We start from the raw sequence: 17,273 nt of genomic DNA, 5'->3' as shown, positions 1-17,273 counted from the left end.
TCATTTTGTTTAGGGTGTCATGTTAGTTATGGCTATCGTGAAAATTAGCTTTTTCGAAACTCTGATAGCTTATTTTGAAAGGTCGAAAATTGCATTTCCCTTTTCTTGCCGTTGCTATTTTTGTAAGTGATTTTATTCTCCGTTTGGCTTTCAATAGGTTCAAAGTTTTCACTATCTAACAATCCCAAAAATTCATTCCATAACTCTTTAGCTGGTGCGTCTTTTACTGCCAACTTTTTGATAAGATCATGCACATCCTTTGCCCTTAGCTGCCCTGCTACTTTTTTCTGTATCAGAGAATAATCCCGATAAACCAAAACACGCCGCATTAAATCGCCAGCTTTAAACGCATATTCTAAACGTGAATCTATTTTAAGAGTTTCATCCATTGCTAAGTCAGCAGCTTCCCATATCGCAACTAATTCACTTTCTTCAGAGTCGTCAAGAATTAAAAGGCCGTCCTGTTTTCGTTGCTTGAGTAATTGCGGACCAGCTATGTGCTTTTTGAAATAACGCCCCCTAAAAAATGGCACGATTAAATCTGTATCAAAACCCTTTTTAGCTAATTCAGCTTTAGCCCAAACAACAAGCCGCTCAAGATATATCGTAAAATTCTCGCCACTTTCACACGACTGTTTCAAGCCTTCATTATCATTTGAATATTCAGTAACTTTGTACTTTTTGTACTGCTTCCCTTTAATTTCTTCCTTTATTACAGCCATCACGCCCCCTTAACCACAGTTAAACGCTGCTCACCAGCAGCAGGAACAACAAGCCCGGCCTGCTCTAAAAACCATGCTTCTATTCGTTCATGCCATACCCTGAGCAAGTCCAGCGGCCTTTGCTTGTAATGCTTCTCAGCGGTGGCGCTGGGCTTATGGCCCATAATCTGAGCAACTACCCCGGCGGGTACTTCCACCCATTCCGATAAGGTGGCAAAGCTGCGGCGTAAACCATGTAAGGTTAAACCTTCAATACCAGCGGCAATTACTGCGGGGTCAAAACTCTTGCGGGGGTCTACTAGCCTGCCGTCTTTACCTGAAGGGCTCGAAAAAACCCACTGATTACGGCGGGGTAACTGGTTAAGCAGGCTGGCAACATAAGGCGTTAAGGGAATTACGCGCACCCCAGCAACGCTGCCTTTGCTGGTGCCTTTGTCACGTATTGCCATGCTTTGCCATTTAAAATCAACGTCAGACCATTGCAGGCCCATTAATTCATTGCGCCGGGCTCCGGTTAGCAGCAGGGTTTGCACATAAGCAGCAATAACGGGGTTTGATATTTTCAGCAGTTCAGCAAAAAAAGCGGGTAACTGCTCACGCTGTAACACATCATCACGGGGCTTTAATTTGGTAACGGTCTTTTTTACTGCTTTACTTTTAAGGGCAACAACATCAACCAGCCCGGCATAGTCTGGTTGTTCATTGCACCAGCTTAAACAGGCAAACAGCAGGCGGTAACTTTGCGCGGCTACGCCGGGGCGGGTTTTGTTTTCATTGTCTAACCAGCGTTTAATTACGGTGGCGGTTAACTCCCCCAGCTTTACACTAACCAGCGGATATAAGCAGCCTGCTTTAGTTACAAGGGGCTGGCCTGTTTTGCTGTCCTTGCCTCTTGCTAAAGGCTTGCCCGGTGCTTGCACAAAATTAAGGTGATCGCGGTAGTGCTTTTGCCCCCAGTCGCCCTTGTTGGCGTCTACATATTCAGCCCATACCGTGCCGAAGGTTACTGAGCCCCGTTTTACTTCCTGCTCTTCTGCCAGTTCAGCAGCGGCTTTTTCCCGTTTTACTTTGGCCGGGCTGATATTCTGGCTGGCAAGTGCTCCCAGTTTTGACGCTTCAGCTCTGGCTTGTTCAATATCAAAACTTTCAACCGGGCCAATAACTGCCCGTTGTGTTCTGCCGTTAACCCACACTTGGTAAATATAAGTTTTCTTGCCTGAAGCAAACGCCCTGAGCCCTAAGCCCGGCTGTTTATCATCCCACAGGAAAGCATCTTTTTTCCCTTCCGGGCATTTGAAGGCGGCAACACGGCCAGCGGTAAAACTGACTTTGTTGCTGGCGCTTGTTGGTTTGGTGGTAGAATCTGCTTTAGCCATTTGAACCCCCTTTGGTTCTTCTGGTTCGCCCTGCAAGGTGTTAGCGCACCTGCGGGGCTTTTTGTTGTTTAAGGCTGCGGATCGTTCTGCGGATCGTTCTGCGGATCGGCTGCGGATCGGAATTGCATCAATATACACCAATTCAGAACAACGCGCCACTAAAGGGATTTAAGGTTAAATAGCTGTTTTTAATAACTTTTGACATGCAGATAAACATACAAAAACACGTTATACGCTCGACTCATAATCGATCGGTCGCTGGTTCGAGTCCAGCTGGGGCCACCATTTCAAGCTTTGCTTTCATGCTAACCCTCAGCGGACTATTCCCACTTGCAGCTAAAGCTGCTGCGCGTTCAACTCGCCCAAAGCAATGCTTTGTTACTGCGCTCGTTTCACCCAGCTGGGGCCACCATTTCAAGCTTTGCTTTTATCACCCTTTTTCACACTTTACCTGCTAACTATAAGCATCTTTATTCGCCGTATGCTATTTCATGCTATAAAACCACTATGATGATTATCATTGTGTGGAATAGCCATGAAAAAACTACTGCTCTGTCTGCTGGGATTGGTATCCCCCTTATCCGTTGCTGCCACTATGCCTGACGATTTGCTGATTATTCAAAAGCCGATTGTATTTGATGACAAACGCAAAGCGCTGACGCTGCAGTATATGCAGGAACGCTACGGTATGATGCAGGACGAGCCGACTATTATCCCGCGGCTGGTGGTGGTGCACTGGACGGTGATCCCCACTTTTGAGCAGACATTTGCTGCGTTTAACCCTCCGGAACTGCCCGCCGCGCGCGACGGTATAAGGGCCGGCGGCGATTTAAATGTGTCGAGCCAGTTTGTAATAGACCGGGACGGTACCATTTACCAGCTAATGCCGGAGACGACTATGGCACGCCATACTATTGGCCTGAACTACACCGCCATTGGCATTGAAAATATTGCAGATGGTGACAGCCTGCCGATGACCGACGCCCAGCTGGACGCCAATACCCGGCTGATTCGCTATTTAGCCGCCAAGTACCCGATAGAGTATGTGCTGGGTCACAGCGAGTACCACAGATTCAGAGATACCAGTTGGTGGCAGGAAACCGATGCCAATTATTTTACCGAAAAGAACGACCCGGATATTGCCTTTATGAACCGGCTACGCAACCAGCTAAGCGATTTGTCGCTGAAGCCGCTGCCCTGATTTATCCGTTGTTAGATTCACACCACTGGCTAGCTTGCCAGCTGATTCGCAAAATCGTGATTAACGTCGCGATGATTTGCTTCATCTGCCCGTACCGCAATAATAACCTCACGTAAGCGGGCATCAGCTGCTAAGCTCCAGTAATCAATCGCAACCTTTGGCGCTGGTATATTGTCGATAGCGCCATTGTCTACCTCCTGCAGGTAACAGCTATAGCTGTACACCGCTTCTTCTTCAAAATAGCCTACCAGGCGGTGAGCGGTTTTCGCCGACATGATATACAACAATAAAAAGCCACTGAAAAACAGGCCCTGGGCTGTCAGGATTAGAAACCGTTCAAACCAGTTTGGTTTGGCAATTTCAATAAAAGTCATCAGGTGCATCCGCTCGTTTTCGGCTTCATCCAGCAAGGTACGGATCCAGCCGTGGTCGTCTTCCATCCGCCGTAAGCTGCGCATATGGCGTAGCATACCCGCCACCATACCTGGTACACCAGCAACAGTTTCCAGAATAACTGCGCGATGGCCATAGCGTTTAGCAAAAAAAGTATCGGCACAAAAACGCAGCATTTTGGTCAGGCGAAACGCAATGCGATCAGATAAATTGGCAGGTGTATGGTGGGTAGCTAAAGGATCATCAGTAGTATCTGTATTATGCGTGTTGTCGGCTGGTGCTGACATTTATTGCTCCTCTGGTAAACAGAATTAACTCAGTATGTTGGCATAAAGCTTAACCTTTGCTGAGCCATGCCATTTACCAGCGGGTAAATGGCATGCGCTGTGTTATCTGTAAAAACTTACTTTATTCAGGCTTTAACCGGAATACGCTCCAGTACGGCCAGCAACAATTGCCAGTACTGGCCCACGGTTTCAATATTCACCATTTCATCCGGACCGTGCGGGTAACGGATAGTCGGGCCGATAGACACCATATCCATCTCTGGGTATGGCTTTTTAAACAGGCCACATTCTAACCCGGCGTGGATCACCATAATCACCGGCTGTTTCTGATAAATATCCTGATAGGTATCGTTAACGATTTTCATCACTGGCGAATCTGGTTCGGGCTTCCAGCCCGGATAAGCACCACTGAAGCTGACTTCAGCGCCGGCCAGCTCAGCCAAAGACGCTAACATGGTTTCGACATGCTCGCGGCCAGAATCAATTAACGAGCGAATTAAACACAGCACCTGTACCTTGTCACCTTCGGTGCTGATAACACCCATATTCAGTGAGGTTTCGGTAACACCGGGCACATCATCGCTCATCCGCATTACGCCATTAGGACAGGCATGCAAAAGGTTTAACAACGCTTGCTGGCTGGCGTCGGCCATCACCTGTGTGGGCATGGCGGCGTCACTCATACTGAGTTTAATGGCGGGCTCAACCACGGCCAGCTCTTGCTGCACTAATTGCTCAAAGCGCTGCAGCTTTTGTTGCAGCAAATCCAGTTTGGCAGCTGGCAAACACAGGGTAACGGTGGCCTCACGCGGAATAGCGTTACGCAGCGAACCGCCCGATAAATCGCTAAGCTGTAACTGCAGCTCGCGCGCTTCAGTCACTAAAAACCGCGCCAGCAGTTTATTAGCATTACCCCGGCCTAAATGAATATTCACCCCGGAGTGGCCGCCTTTTAAGCCGCTTAAACTCAGCGTTACCGCCGCGCTATTCGCAGGCACAGTCTGCCAGTTAAGCGGCACGCTGAATTCGGCATCGACCCCACCGGCGCAGCCCATATAAATTTCGCCTTCCTGCTCAGAGTCGGTATTAATTAAAATTTCCGCCTGCAGTATGCCAGGCTGCAGGCCAAAGGCGCCGGTCATACCAGCTTCTTCGTCGATGGTTAATAATACTTCCAACGGGCCATGCTTTATCTCACTACTGCCTAAAATCGCCAGCGCCGAGGCCATACCAATGCCGTTATCAGCGCCGAGGGTAGTGCCATTGGCGGTAACCCAGTCGCCGTCAATGTAAGCGTCTATCGGATCTTTAGTAAAGTCATGCACTTTATCGGCATTTTTCTGTGGCACCATATCTAAATGCGCCTGAATCACCACTGCTTTGCGGTTTTCCATGCCAGCAGTAGCCGGCTTTTTAATGATCAGGTTGCCCACCTTATCTTCCAACACGTTTAAACCCAGCCCCCGGGCCCAGGCCTGAATATGCTGGCTTAACGCCTGTTCGTGTTTAGATGGGTGGGGAATAGCACAAATTTGTGCAAACCATTGCCATAACGGTTGCGGGTATAAAGCACCTAATGCAGCCACAAATACTCCTGATAAGTTGGTTAGCTAAGCAAAATTTAGCGCCAGTTTACCATAAGCGAGCAACCTAGTTGAGCACTGCCGCTGGCGGCAGCTCTGGTTGCGGACTGCACTGTAAAGAACGGCTGCCAGTGCGTTACGGTGGAGTAAGGGGATGCACGATACGTATCACCACAAACTCTGCCGGTTTAAGAGGCGCAAAACCAAGCTCTACTACCAACTGCTGCTTGGTAATATCGTGCTGCGTCATGCTGTCATTCAGGCCACAGCGCACAAAAAAAGCTTCTTTTGCTGTTTGCCCCTGCATGGCACCGGCCCGAAACAAGGTGTTTAAAAAATTGCTGATATTACGACGTACTGCCTGCCATAGCGGTTGTTCGTTAGGTTCAAACACCGCCCAACCCAGGCTTTGCCGGATACTTTGCTCGATAAAAATAGCGGTACGCCTGACGGAAATGTAGCGCCATTCCGGATCGGCCTGGGTTGCCAGGGTGCGGGCCCCCCACAACACTGTGCCAACCCGGGGTAAGGTGCGAATACAGTTAATACCAAGGGGGTTTAATTGCTGCTGACTAAGCTCATCCACACTATATGCCAGGCCACTCACGCCAATAATTTTAGCCGACACGCCGGCCGGCGTTTTCCATACGCCAAAACTGCTATCCGTTCTGGTATAAACTGCGGCAGCCACAGCCGATGGGGCAATAGACAGCAATTTTGCCGCTGTCGGGTTGTTTACCGCATGATAAAGCGGGTTAACCATTTTTAACCAGGGATAATACAAGGCGGCATAACTGGACGTCGGCAGCGCTAATGCTGCCACACTGGCTGCGCCGGTAAGAGGCTGGCTTGCAGCAACATCCATTAATAACAAGCACTGTTTGTGCTGCTGACAAAATGCCAGCGTTGCCGTAATGGCCGTATTGCCAGTAGCAATGTCCCAATGCTGGCCAGGCAATACTATCAGGCTGAAATCATGATAATTCAGCAGCACTGTCTGATAAAAAGCCTGATAATCAGCGCTGGTTAAACGGCATATATAAGCTTTCTTACCTCCATTGCCGTAAAAGGCCATTAACGCTTGCGTCATCGCATCGGGGCTATCGGCAGAGTTTTGCACTGGGTCTGCAGCACTTTGAAATTGGCTTTGATACTCGGTAAAGCTGTTTACGAGTACCGGCTGAGCGACCGGCCCCGCTCCCGTATTGCCAATGAAAGCTACCGTTGAGGTGTTGGCAGCCGTAACAGGCTGTCCCAGCAAGCTCACGTCTTGTCGATAAATGCCGGGATTGGTAAAATTTGCCATTACTTTGTCTTCCGCTTCACTGGCCACAGTTAAAGGTAGTCAGAAAGCCAGGTCATTGCCATTATGCTCAGCTGAAATGCCCATAAAAAACCCTGAGAGCCAGTTACTGCCTCAGCATTTATGTTCGCCACAACCCCCATAACTGGGTATTATCGATGCCATAGCTAAGCTGCAACCAGCCATCACTATATTTAATGGGGTAAAGCAATGAAATTAAGCGTGTTTATTTGCAGCATGGCGTTTGCCACGCTAAGTCTGGCAACTGCGGCACAAAGCGTCGCCAGTAACAATCCGGTACCAGGCAAGCTTAATCTGGCAGAGGCGAATAAACTAATCAGCCTGCCGCTCCACTGCGTTGAAACACCCTACCCCTATAAAACCGGGGTGGTACTGGCCAGTGCTGCCGATTTACAAGAGCCGGTAGTGTTGCACCCGATATTTTATGGTTGCTTCGACTGGCACAGTGCGGTGCATGGCTACTGGTCAATGGTCACCTTGCTGCGGCAATTTCCCGAGCTGGCTCAGGCCGCTGAGATAAAAACCATTCTTAAGCGCAATTTAACCGCGACGAAGGTGGCCCAAGAAGTGGCGTTTTTCAGCAAAGACATTAATGCTTCGTTCGAGCGAACCTATGGCTGGGCCTGGCTACTGAAGCTCTCGGATGAATTGCAGCACTGGCAAGACCCGCTGGCCGGCGAGCTGGCGGCTAATTTGCAACCGCTGGCGGATTTACTGGTTGAGCGTTATATCGCCTTTTTACCACGGCTGCTGTATCCCATTCGGGTTGGCGAGCATACCAACACCGCTTTTGGTTTAAGCTTTGCCTATGATTATGCGGTGAACCATAAACGGACCGAACTGCAGCAATTGATCAGCCAACGCGCAAAAGGGTATTACTTGCAGGATACTCACTGCCCGATTAACTGGGAACCCAGCGGCTATGATTTTATCTCGCCTTGCCTGGAGCAAATTGGCCTGATGCAGCGTATTTTACCAGCCGAGCAATTTTTACCCTGGCTGCAGCGCTTTATGCCGCAACTGGCTAAGCCCGATTTTCAGCTGGCAGTGGGCAAAGTAAGTGATCGAACTGACGGGAAACTGGTGCATCTGGATGGTTTAAATTTCAGCCGCGCCTGGAACTTATATGCCCTGGCCAACCAGTACCAGCAATATAGCCATTTACGCCAGCTTGCCGATCAACATATGGCGCACTCTTACCCGAACCTGATAGGCGATAGCTACGAAGGTGGCCACTGGCTGGGCAGTTTTGCCATTCATGCGTTAAACAGCGCGAAGCAGTAAAGGAACCAGATGAAAATCATCGTTAAAAGTTTATTAAAAGGCCTGGCCATTATTCTGCCGCTGATAATCACCATTGAAGTGTTACGCTGGCTGTTAACCATGGTTGAATCAGGCCTGGCACCAGTGCTGCAGCTGATGTTACCCGGCGAGTGGTACCTGCCCGGCATGGCAATACTGGGCTTTGTGCTGGTATGTATTGCCATTGGCTATAGTACCCGTTGGCCCAGCTTTGACTGGCTGTGGCAATTACCGGGCAAGATTTTAATGCGCCTGCCCGGTACCAAACAGGTATATGGCATGCTACAGGACATTATTGACGTGATGTCGGGTAAAAATTTCACCGATGGCTCAGTGGTGATGGTGAAGCTTCCCTCGTCAGAGATTGAGCTGATAGGCATTGTGACCAAGCATGGTGGCCAACCGCATGACCGGATGTCTTCATTAATGCAGCAAGACCAATTAGCGGTATTTTTGCCAATGGCTTACAACGTGGGTGGTTATACTGTTGTTGTACCCCGCAGCTGCACCCGCAATATCGATATGAAACCGGCTGAAGCCTTGCAGCTGGTGCTAAGTGGCGGCTTGGGCAGCAATAAAGCGCCGGGTAAAGGCTGGTAGGCTTACCTGATGAGTTACTTAGTTAGCCAAGCAGCATCCACAGCGCCACACCAAACATCAGGCTGGCGCCGATGCGGTTTAAATACTGCACCCGGTTCGCGCGGGTTAAAAACAACGCTAGCGCCTTGCCGCCACTGGCGTACAGCAGCATCGACAAAAACTCCAACAACAAAATGATACTGATCAGAATAACCAGCTGCGGCCAGAACGCCAGCTGGCTATCGATAAACGGCGGCAGCAGCGCCATATGAAAGGCCCAGCCCTTGGGGTTAGATACTGCCGTAATAAAGCCCTGGCTAAACAAGGTACGCCGGGGTAGCAATTGTGGCACCAGCCCGGCGGTTGGTATGGCTAACTTACCCTTGGCCCGCCACATTTGCAGGCCAATATAGGCCAGATAGCAGGCACCGAGAATTTTAAACCACTGAAAAACTGTTGGAAACTGCAACATCAGCGCCGCCACGCCCAGCACTGCCAAGATAGCAACCAGCGCCACGCCGAGCATTTCGCCCCACATCATCCAAAAGGTGCGGCGCACGCCCTGACTCATGCCCAGCGTCATTGCCAGCGTCATGCACATACCCGGGGTAACCGACACAAATAAAAAGGTCGGAATAAACGCGCCCATTAAAGCCAGATTAACCATAACCACCCCGACAACAGAATGGCGCTATTCTGGCTGATCGCGCTACTGCCGACAATAGGCTTAAGCCGCAATTTTAGGGTGATTGACGCGATATCCTCACATCATTGATAAAACCAAACAAACACCGTTCTGCATTCTTCGTTATTTCCTAAAGTTGCGTATCCTCATGTTATGTTCTAGATTGGGTACTCGCCACAACTGAAAAAATATCAAGAACTTCAAATGCTTTTCGAAGATGAAGCTCTTTGCTTACTAAAAACAACAAGAAAGGGAAGTCGTATGAAGTTGAACCATGTGTTATCCACACTAAATCAAATTGAAAAATCTAAATTTATTACCTGCCTGGATAAGCTTTGTTCTTCTGCAGACCCCGCTTCTGAAACCATTACCAAAACTCTTAAAAAAGTAAATCAACAAATTAAAGATGCTTCGGGTAGTGATATTACACAACTGTTCCAAGCCGTCGCGCAAGAGTTCAAAGAGTCAGCGCGGGAAAAGTTGGCACTCTGCGATGCATCAATGGCCTTGCTGGTTAATATTCTTAGCCGGGATGGTAATGGCGTTGCACGGATATCTTGGATTGAACAACTGTATGCTCGTGAGTGGGAGTCATTAGATTGTCTTGCCAATCAAATTAAGCAAGATGTCGGCAATAGCGAGGCGGAAGATTATAGTCACATTCATCGTTTGAAGATCTTCCGTGATTGCCTGAATGTCGCATACACCAATGATGAGAAAATTAATCGTCAGGCAAATATTACTGACGATGAGCGCAGCATCCTGAACACTTTGTCCCACCATCTGAAAATTTCAAAGGATGAAGTCGTCGCCATTGAGCACCTGGCAGACCCCATAAAAGCCGGAAAGCAGACAGTCGATAGCTGCCTGCAAGAACTTCGCGATATGGGCGTTATATTTATTAACCGCAAAAACGCAGAGGTCCTGATCCCCGACGAAGTAGTGGCTGTCCTCAATCAGATCCAAGGAAAAGAGCTGGCAGATAAACACTTGCTGCGGATTTTAAGGGTATTGTCTGATGCAGAGCTATCAAACATTCTGAAAAGCTATGGCAAACGGATCCGCGGGGTAAGCCGGGGCGACAAAATTAGCACTATTTTGCATTCCGGGATTGCCGTCAGAGATATGCTGTCCCGCGATCTTTATGACGAAGCAGATAATCAAAACAAGCGAAAAGAACGGTTAAAAGTACTCATAACTGATTTAGAAATCGACGCAGAAAGAATTGGCTCTACCTTGGATGAGCGCATTGATGTCATTCTTGAAAGCCTGAATAGTGCCAGTGATAGCGAATTTGATGCCATTAGTGCCGCTGGATACAAGGAAATGTTCGACTCTATTCAGCAAAACTTTAAGGGGCTGGACTCTGCCGGTAACCCCGAATCACTGATCCAGCGGATCAGAACAGAGTTCGAGTTGGAAGAAAACGATGAAGTTTCTGTCGAGCGACTGCGAGCACTGAGTATTACACCGCAAGATATGCTGTATTTGCTTAGTAATGATGAAGTAAAAGAGCTGCGCGACATTTTAAAGCTATCTAAGAAAGGCAATCCTCGCTTTAACATTCTGCAAGCCTTCGCCAACGTCAACGATAAACTGATAGAAAACTATGAAGCACTGGCCAGGCGCGACTTTCTGACATTGAAAACTGTCGGTATCGACATCGCCGAAACTGACATAGGGGTGAAATTTGAAGAAGCGACGAAATCAATCCTGGAACAGCTCGATCTGGTAATAGACGAGGAACTGCGTAAAAATATTAACACCGCCAAAGACAAAGCCGACATCATTATTTCAATCAGTGATGATGACATCATCATCGGGGAAGCTAAAACCTGCAAAAATGGCGACTTTGCTAAGTATTCCACCACCTCCAGACAAATAAAAGCTTACGTAAACCGCTGTGAAAATCAGGGAAAACGGGTCGCGCAAGTGCTTATAATAGCGCCAAGCTTCTCGCAGGACTTTATTGAATCAGCAGAGATGGATACCGAGGTAAATATCTCGCTGCTAACTGCGGAAGGTTTAAAGCAAATTTACGATGCCTACAAAGCCAAACGCCGCCCCAACTTCTCAGCACGCTTGCTAACCAAGGGTGGATTACTAAAAGCTGAGCTGATTGCAAAGAGTATTTAGCACGGATTGAAATGATAGCGAAATGATTGAAATTTCCAATGCTGCAGCACCTATGTTGGTGCAGGCGCTACGTGATGCCCTAAGGTACAACGAGCAGCTGTTAACCAGTGAAACCTTACGTGACCGCGCTCACTACCAAGAGTATTTAATGGCAGTAAGCCAGCTATACGCTGAAGTTAAAGCGCAGTACAAACGGATTGAAACTGCTGTTGGCATAGCATTAGACGATATTGTATAGCGTGAAACTAATCAGCATTTGTGTAATCGACAAACAAAAAATCTCCCCCCCACTGTCGAATCCCGCCCTGCTATTTCGACTAAGCTTTGATACAGCCAATTAACGCGGCCTTTGCCGGCCGCAGGTAGCACAGGAGATTTGTTATGTCAGGCAATACTGTAACATTACACCGGGTAATGAGAGCCACACCAGAGCGGTTGTACCGCGCCTTTTTAGATGCCGATGCATTAACCAAGTGGATGCCACCGCATGGCTTTACCGGCAAGGTGCACAGTATGGACGTAAGAGTGGGCGGCGGTTATAAAATGTCATTTATTAATTTTAATACCGGTAAGAGCCACAGCTTTGGTGGAACTTACCTGGAGCTAAAACCGGACGAGCTAATTCGCTACAACGACCAGTTTGACGACCCGAACCTGCCCGGCCAGATGCAGGTTACCATTCGCTTAAAGCCGGTTATTTGTGGCACTGAGCTGAGCATTGAGCAAACCGGCGTACCGGCGGCAATACCAGTTGAATTTTGCTATGCCGGCTGGCAGGAATCGCTGCAGTTACTGGCGCTGTTAACTGAGCCGGAAATACCGGATCAGGTTTAACGTTTTACCGGGCAGCAAGCGGCCAGCTTTAAGTGGTAAAGCTGGCGAAAATTGGCTTTTGCCTCTGGCTGAAAACGCGACTTAGCCTTATCATTTGCCATCCGTCAATGACAGACACTATTACCCCTTATGCAAAACATGCTGTTGTACCTGATTACTGTACTTATTTGGGGTTCTACCTGGATTGCCATTGAATTTCAGCTTGGCGAAGTGGCAATAGAAGTATCATTGCTGTATCGCTTTGCGCTGTCGGCGCTGCTAATGTGGCTATTTTGCTGGTGGCGCCGCCTGCCGATGCGTTTTAGTGGCAGGAATCATGCTTTTATTGTGCTAATGGCGGTACTGAATTTCGCGCTGAACTATCTGCTGATTTATCAGGCGCAGCTGCATATTACGTCGGCCATGGCAGCCATTGCCTTTACCACTATGCTGCTGATGAATATCGTTAATACCCGGCTGTTTTTTGGCAAGCCGGTGGCCAAGCGCATTTATTTTGGTGCCCTGATGGGTATCGTCGGCATAGCAGTGTTGTTTTACCCCGATTTAGACGGCCTCGATCTCACCAACGCCAGCCTGATTGGCCTGTTACTGGTGCTGGGTAGCGCACTTAGTGCATCCCTGGGCAATATGGTTAGCGTGCGCAACTCCCGTGCCGGCCTGCCGATTATGCAGGTGAATGCCTGGGGTATGTTGTATGGCTCTGTCGCCCTGGCCTTACTGGTGTGGTTCAGCGGCACGCCCTTTAGCTTCAGCAGCAGCCCGGCTTATATAATTTCACTGGTGTATTTAGCGTTGTTTGGCTCGGTTATCGCCTTTGCTACCTACTTTGCACTATTAAAACGAATGGGTCCAGAAAAGGCCAGCTACGTAATAGTGCTGTTCCCGCTGGTGGCGGTAGTGTTAAGCACCTTATTTGAAGACTTTGTCTGGACAGGCTACACCTTCGCCGGCTTTGCGCTGGTACTGGCCGGCAATGCCCTGGTATTAACACCCTTTGCTAAAATTAAAGCACTGCTGTTTAAACCGAAGCTACCAGCGCAGCCTATGCTGCCCTGACTTAATCGCCGCTGGCAGGTTGCATGACTAACTTCGCCAGCAGCATTTTACGTTTGACAGTGCTAGAGGTCGGATAATTTAGTGAGCACCCCATTTTAATGAGTCAGATTTGACATTCGATTTCACTAATCAACCATCCCGATGTTTGTGACAGATCAATTGCTTGTCTGGTGATTGTTCTATAGTCGTAATATCAACAAGTGTTATCAGTAAGTTCTGGTTGCTTTTGCAGGTAAGCACAATGGCAATACAATCGGGCGGGCAGCATGCAGCAAGCCCAGCAGTTAAACCACCCAGGTTATTCTGGCTTAAGCTGGCCATGCTGCTTGGCATAGCACTGATCATCATTGGCCATTATTTGTGGGTCGGCCTGGACCTGCCGCAAACTATGGGCGTTTCCGGCATCATGCTGGTAGCGGCCTGCTGCGCACTTGGCTTGCTCTTGTCGTTACCTACTAAAATTTACCTGACGCTGTTGCTGATGCAGCATGAAAGTGATGTAAAAGCGGCGAAACACGCTGCCAGACAGGAAAAAGAGCACGCTGCAGATTAAAGCGGCATAGTCTGCCAAAACAGAAGCTCAGATTAATCGTTATCTGAGCCCAATTTTGTCGGTTTTAATAACCAGGCCAGCTCTGTGGCCTGGCACTTGCGCTTTAATCCACCTGGCACCTCCAGCTTTTGCAGGCAGTACAGCTGGTAATCACTACCATAGAGCTGCTGCAGCTGCTGGCTATCGACAGCAAAAGGCGGCCCTGCCAGCATTGCTTGATCGTATTCAAAACAAATAACCAGTTGCGGGGCGCACTCGCTGAGGGTAATCAGATGTTGCGCATAGTCTTGCCGCATAGTAGCTGGCAGTGCCACCAGCGCCGCCCTGTCATAGATAGCATCAACTGGCCCTAAATTGGCAGCTGATAACTTAAAAATATCGCCAACAAACACCTCAATATCCGGGCCGGCATAATGCTGCAAGCTGCCAACAGGTTTGATGGTTGGTGTAATACCCAGCTCAGCAAAAAGTTCTTTTACCGCTATTTCACTGAGCTCAGCCCCTACCACTCTATAGCCACTGGCCAACAGCCAGCCGATATCCAGCGTTTTGCCACACAAGGGTATAAACACCCGGCTGTCCGGCGGCAGAGCCAACTGCTTAAAACAACTAACCAGCAAAGGGTTGGCCGCCACTTGGTGAAAGCCAATTTCTCTGCTCTGCCATCGTTGTAACCAAAAATCCGCTTCCACTTATACCTCTTATTGCACAGCAGCTAATACCGTCAACAGTCTGAAGAGTGCCAGAATACCAGACAGAGCATATTAGTCACTATCGCAACTGGCCATATCAGGCAGAAGCAGCAATTAATGCTTGCTGTAAATCAGCCAGCAAGTCATCGATATGCTCAATGCCTATGGATAAACGCACCATATCAGCCGATACCCCTGCCGCCGCTAATTCAGTATCGTTCAGTTGGCGATGGGTTGTCGCAGCCGGAATAGCAGCACAACTTTTCGCATCACCAATGTTCACCAGCCGCAGGATAAGCTGCAATGCATCGTAAAAGCGGGCAGCTGCTTCAAGGCCACCGTTAATACCAAAACTAAGAATACCCGATGCCTGCCCCTGCATGTATTTTTGTGTTAAAGCGTGGTCTTTATGCTGCGGCAAAGCGGCGTACTTCACCCAGCCAATTTGCGGTTGCTGCTCAAGCCAGCTAGCCACTGCCAAAGTGTTCTGATTAATGCGCTCAATACGCAACGCCAGTGTTTCCAGGCCCTGCAATAAGTTCCAGGCAGCCTGCGCACTTAACGCCGCGCCCATATTACGCAGTGGCACTACCCGGGCGCGGGCAATAAAGGCAGCATCACCGACATCGCGGGTGTAACTGACACCATGGTAAGAAATATCCGGCTCGTTTAATAACGGGAAACGTTTGGCATGTTTAGCCCAGGGAAATTTGCCTGAGTCAACAATCAGGCCGCCTATAGTAGTACCATGGCCACCAATGTATTTGGTCGCCGAATGCACCACTATGTCGGCTCCCTGCTCAATAGGCCGCCACAAAAATGGCGTAGCAACAGTGTTATCAACAATTAAGGGTACGCCATGGCGGTGTGCCAGCGCCGCCAGTTTTTCAATATCAACAATACTGCCAGAGGGGTTACCAATGCTTTCGCAGTATACGGCTCTGGTGCGCTCATCAATCAGTTGCTCTATAGCAGGGTAATCGTCTTTATTCGCAAAGCGCACTTCAATGCCCTGCCGTGGCAAAGTATGGGCGAATAAGTTGTAAGTGCCGCCATAAAGCTCGTTAATTGAAATAATATTATCGCCGGTTTCAGCAATAGTTTGAATAGCATAGGTAATAGCCGCCATGCCGGATGCCACTGCCAGCGCGCCAATACCGCCTTCCAGAGCCGCTATGCGTTGCTCCAGTACCGCACAAGTGGGGTTCATAATGCGGGAATAGATATTGCCAGTCACTTTTAAATCAAACAAGTCTGCCGCGTGCTGGGCACTGTCAAAGCTAAACGAACTGGTTTGGTGAATAGGTACCGCGACCGAGTTTTGATTGTCTGGCTGGTAGCCATGGTGCAGTGCTATGGTTTCTCGTTTCATCGCCAATCCTCCGGAATAAATTGGCTTTAATCAAAGCATAGCCTCAATGGCGTGTCAATCTATATGTCTGGATGGCTAAATAAGAATGAGGTTCAAGTGGCCCGCACCAAGTTGCTGCATTTGCCGCTCTATCCAGGCTACGCGTTGCTGCAGGTAAGGCGTTAACTGGCGCGGGTCACGGCTGCGGGGGCCAGGTAGCAGTACGGCCAGCCGCGCAGCTTCGTTAACAGTCAGCTGGCGGGCCGACTTGCCAAAATAATGCTGGCTGGCGGCTTCCACACCATAAATGCCTTTACCAAATTCCGCCAGATTTACATACACTTCTAAGATCCTTTTTTTACCCCAGATAAGCTCAAGGCTCAGCGCCAGGCCAGCCTCTAGCCCTTTACGCACCAGGCTTTGCCCCGGCCACAGTAGCAGGTTTTTTGCCGTTTGCTGGCTGATAGTACTGGCACCGCGCAGGCTACCGCCATCGTCGTACTGCTCCAGGGCTTTACTGATGGCGGCAAAATCGACCCCGAAATGTTCAGGAAAACGCTGATCTTCTGAGGCAACCATCGCCAGCGATACATGCGCCGGCAACTCAGCAATACTTATCCACTGCTGGCTAACCGGGTAAGGGCTTTGCAGCATAAAGGCCGACGTCGGTGGCGGCACAAAGCGCAGCGTCAGCAACAGTGCCAGTAACAGCAACACCATTGCCAGCACAAAACGCCACAATACAAACCATGCCCAGCCGAAAAAACCGCGTTTATGCGTTATCATTTAGCATCTCTTATTAGTGTTAACAAGCCATTGCGGCTATGCCACCTGCAACTTGCAAGAGTATAGGATAAAGCGCATCTATAATAATTAATAACCTTTGGGCCCTCATAACTTAATCAGCCTAAATGTCTGCAGCCAGGCGCCTGGCCATGCAGTATCTGCACCTGCTTGTAAAACGACTTAAAGCCCGCTAATGTTTGGCGCAGCAAATTTTCCGCGGCCGAACATCTTAGATCTGTCCCGCCAATCCGTAAGGCACCCGTTATGGCGTTAAATCACCTTTTTCGCCATTTTTGTATTGTCAGTATATTAAGTTGTACTGCAATGCTGGCCGGTTGCAGCAGTGTTAGCAGGACAGGCACAACAAAACACCTTAATGACAATCTTCAAAACCTTGACAGCCGGGTAATCAA

The 17,273-nt window shown here is 49.0% G+C and carries 17 protein-coding genes and 1 tRNA gene; 9 read left to right on the top strand and 9 right to left on the bottom strand.

What is annotated here, in order from left to right:
- Positions 1–44: 44 nt before the first annotated feature.
- Positions 45–722, bottom strand: a complete 678-nt coding sequence (locus WG68_RS10055; RefSeq protein WP_046557564.1) for a hypothetical protein — start codon at positions 720–722, stop codon at positions 45–47.
- Positions 722–2,098 (bottom strand): tyrosine-type recombinase/integrase, encoded by a 1,377-nt coding sequence (locus tag WG68_RS10050; RefSeq protein WP_083981855.1) that lies wholly within the window; start codon positions 2,096–2,098, stop codon positions 722–724. The genes WG68_RS10055 and WG68_RS10050 overlap by 1 nt, the downstream gene beginning before the upstream one ends.
- A gap of 164 nt (positions 2,099–2,262) precedes the next feature.
- Between WG68_RS10050 and WG68_RS19535 the strand changes: the two genes are divergently transcribed.
- A tRNA-Met gene (locus WG68_RS19535) sits at positions 2,263–2,383 on the top strand.
- Between the two features lie 250 nt (positions 2,384–2,633).
- Positions 2,634–3,299 (top strand): peptidoglycan recognition protein family protein, encoded by a 666-nt coding sequence (locus WG68_RS10045; RefSeq protein ID WP_046557563.1) that lies wholly within the window; start codon positions 2,634–2,636, stop codon positions 3,297–3,299.
- Positions 3,300–3,328: 29 nt separating this feature from the next.
- On the opposite strand, the gene WG68_RS10040 is transcribed toward WG68_RS10045, so the two are convergent.
- From WG68_RS10040 to WG68_RS10030, 3 genes are all read right to left on the bottom strand, one after another.
- Entirely contained in the window at positions 3,329–3,979 is a 651-nt protein-coding gene (locus tag WG68_RS10040) for an alternative oxidase (protein ID WP_046557562.1), read from the bottom strand.
- A gap of 125 nt (positions 3,980–4,104) precedes the next feature.
- The gene (locus WG68_RS10035) at positions 4,105–5,565 is read right to left on the bottom strand and encodes an aminoacyl-histidine dipeptidase (protein ID WP_046557561.1); all 1,461 of its coding nucleotides are present in this window, start codon (positions 5,563–5,565) and stop codon (positions 4,105–4,107) included.
- Positions 5,566–5,698: 133 nt separating this feature from the next.
- Positions 5,699–6,868 carry a phage tail sheath family protein gene (locus WG68_RS10030; RefSeq protein ID WP_083981861.1) on the bottom strand — a complete coding sequence of 390 codons (1,170 nt, stop codon included), beginning with the start codon at positions 6,866–6,868 and terminating at the stop codon, positions 5,699–5,701.
- Positions 6,869–7,075: 207 nt separating this feature from the next.
- Between WG68_RS10030 and WG68_RS10025 the strand changes: the two genes are divergently transcribed.
- Positions 7,076–8,170, top strand: coding sequence for a DUF2891 domain-containing protein (locus WG68_RS10025; RefSeq protein ID WP_046557560.1), 1,095 nt, complete (start codon positions 7,076–7,078; stop codon positions 8,168–8,170).
- A gap of 9 nt (positions 8,171–8,179) precedes the next feature.
- Positions 8,180–8,788 carry a DUF502 domain-containing protein gene (locus tag WG68_RS10020; RefSeq protein WP_046557559.1) on the top strand — a complete coding sequence of 203 codons (609 nt, stop codon included), beginning with the start codon at positions 8,180–8,182 and terminating at the stop codon, positions 8,786–8,788.
- Between the two features lie 22 nt (positions 8,789–8,810).
- Here WG68_RS10020 and WG68_RS10015 read toward each other — a convergent pair whose 3' ends face one another.
- The gene (locus WG68_RS10015; protein WP_046557558.1) at positions 8,811–9,434 is read right to left on the bottom strand and encodes a LysE family translocator; all 624 of its coding nucleotides are present in this window, start codon (positions 9,432–9,434) and stop codon (positions 8,811–8,813) included.
- 222 nt (positions 9,435–9,656) lie between these two features.
- Here WG68_RS10015 and WG68_RS10010 point away from each other — a divergent pair, with 222 nt between their 5' ends.
- The 5 genes from WG68_RS10010 to WG68_RS09990 all read left to right on the top strand — a co-directional run bounded on the left by WG68_RS10010 (position 9,657) and on the right by WG68_RS09990 (position 14,031).
- A complete protein-coding gene (locus tag WG68_RS10010; RefSeq protein ID WP_200897571.1) occupies positions 9,657–11,588 on the top strand; it encodes a hypothetical protein in 1,932 nt (643 codons plus the stop codon).
- Between the two features lie 22 nt (positions 11,589–11,610).
- Positions 11,611–11,826, top strand: a complete 216-nt coding sequence (locus WG68_RS10005; RefSeq protein ID WP_052749042.1) for a hypothetical protein — start codon at positions 11,611–11,613, stop codon at positions 11,824–11,826.
- A gap of 143 nt (positions 11,827–11,969) precedes the next feature.
- Entirely contained in the window at positions 11,970–12,422 is a 453-nt protein-coding gene (locus tag WG68_RS10000; protein ID WP_046557556.1) for an SRPBCC family protein, read from the top strand.
- 129 nt (positions 12,423–12,551) lie between these two features.
- Entirely contained in the window at positions 12,552–13,478 is a 927-nt protein-coding gene (locus tag WG68_RS09995) for a DMT family transporter (RefSeq protein WP_046557555.1), read from the top strand.
- Positions 13,479–13,719: 241 nt separating this feature from the next.
- A complete protein-coding gene (locus WG68_RS09990; protein WP_200897570.1) occupies positions 13,720–14,031 on the top strand; it encodes a hypothetical protein in 312 nt (103 codons plus the stop codon).
- Between the two features lie 32 nt (positions 14,032–14,063).
- On the opposite strand, the gene tmpT is transcribed toward WG68_RS09990, so the two are convergent.
- The 3 genes from tmpT to mtgA form a co-directional block, all read right to left on the bottom strand.
- Entirely contained in the window at positions 14,064–14,723 is a 660-nt protein-coding gene (tmpT, locus tag WG68_RS09985) for a thiopurine S-methyltransferase (RefSeq protein WP_046557554.1), read from the bottom strand.
- Between the two features lie 97 nt (positions 14,724–14,820).
- The gene (locus WG68_RS09980) at positions 14,821–16,095 is read right to left on the bottom strand and encodes an O-acetylhomoserine aminocarboxypropyltransferase/cysteine synthase family protein (RefSeq protein ID WP_046557553.1); all 1,275 of its coding nucleotides are present in this window, start codon (positions 16,093–16,095) and stop codon (positions 14,821–14,823) included.
- A 75-nt stretch (positions 16,096–16,170) separates the two neighbouring features.
- Entirely contained in the window at positions 16,171–16,860 is a 690-nt protein-coding gene (gene mtgA, locus WG68_RS09975; protein WP_046557552.1) for a monofunctional biosynthetic peptidoglycan transglycosylase, read from the bottom strand.
- Between the last annotated feature and the right edge of the window lie 413 nt (positions 16,861–17,273).

This window comes from Arsukibacterium ikkense (assembly GCF_000987775.1).
Lineage (GTDB): Bacteria > Pseudomonadota > Gammaproteobacteria > Enterobacterales > Alteromonadaceae > Alishewanella > Alishewanella ikkense.
The sequence above is the reverse complement of the archived record's forward strand: the minus strand, read 5'-3'. Positions and strand labels throughout refer to the sequence as shown.

Bases quoted from the DNA above. Each gene is read 5' to 3' on its own strand.
- WG68_RS10050 (WP_083981855.1), bottom strand. From the start codon at position 2,098: ATGGCTAAAGCAGATTCTACCACCAAACCAACAAGCGCCAGCAACAAA.
- WG68_RS10055 (WP_046557564.1), bottom strand. From the start codon at position 722: ATGGCTGTAATAAAGGAAGAAATTAAAGGGAAGCAGTACAAAAAGTAC.
- mtgA (WP_046557552.1), bottom strand. From the start codon at position 16,860: ATGATAACGCATAAACGCGGTTTTTTCGGCTGGGCATGGTTTGTATTG.
- WG68_RS10010 (WP_200897571.1), top strand. From the start codon at position 9,657: ATGCTTTTCGAAGATGAAGCTCTTTGCTTACTAAAAACAACAAGAAAG.
- WG68_RS09990 (WP_200897570.1), top strand. From the start codon at position 13,720: ATGGCAATACAATCGGGCGGGCAGCATGCAGCAAGCCCAGCAGTTAAA.
- WG68_RS10015 (WP_046557558.1), bottom strand. From the start codon at position 9,434: ATGGTTAATCTGGCTTTAATGGGCGCGTTTATTCCGACCTTTTTATTT.
- WG68_RS10030 (WP_083981861.1), bottom strand. From the start codon at position 6,868: ATGGCAAATTTTACCAATCCCGGCATTTATCGACAAGACGTGAGCTTG.
- WG68_RS10005 (WP_052749042.1), top strand. From the start codon at position 11,611: ATGATTGAAATTTCCAATGCTGCAGCACCTATGTTGGTGCAGGCGCTA.
- WG68_RS10025 (WP_046557560.1), top strand. From the start codon at position 7,076: ATGAAATTAAGCGTGTTTATTTGCAGCATGGCGTTTGCCACGCTAAGT.
- WG68_RS09980 (WP_046557553.1), bottom strand. From the start codon at position 16,095: ATGAAACGAGAAACCATAGCACTGCACCATGGCTACCAGCCAGACAAT.
- WG68_RS09995 (WP_046557555.1), top strand. From the start codon at position 12,552: ATGCAAAACATGCTGTTGTACCTGATTACTGTACTTATTTGGGGTTCT.
- WG68_RS10040 (WP_046557562.1), bottom strand. From the start codon at position 3,979: ATGTCAGCACCAGCCGACAACACGCATAATACAGATACTACTGATGAT.
- WG68_RS10020 (WP_046557559.1), top strand. From the start codon at position 8,180: ATGAAAATCATCGTTAAAAGTTTATTAAAAGGCCTGGCCATTATTCTG.
- WG68_RS10045 (WP_046557563.1), top strand. From the start codon at position 2,634: ATGAAAAAACTACTGCTCTGTCTGCTGGGATTGGTATCCCCCTTATCC.
- WG68_RS10000 (WP_046557556.1), top strand. From the start codon at position 11,970: ATGTCAGGCAATACTGTAACATTACACCGGGTAATGAGAGCCACACCA.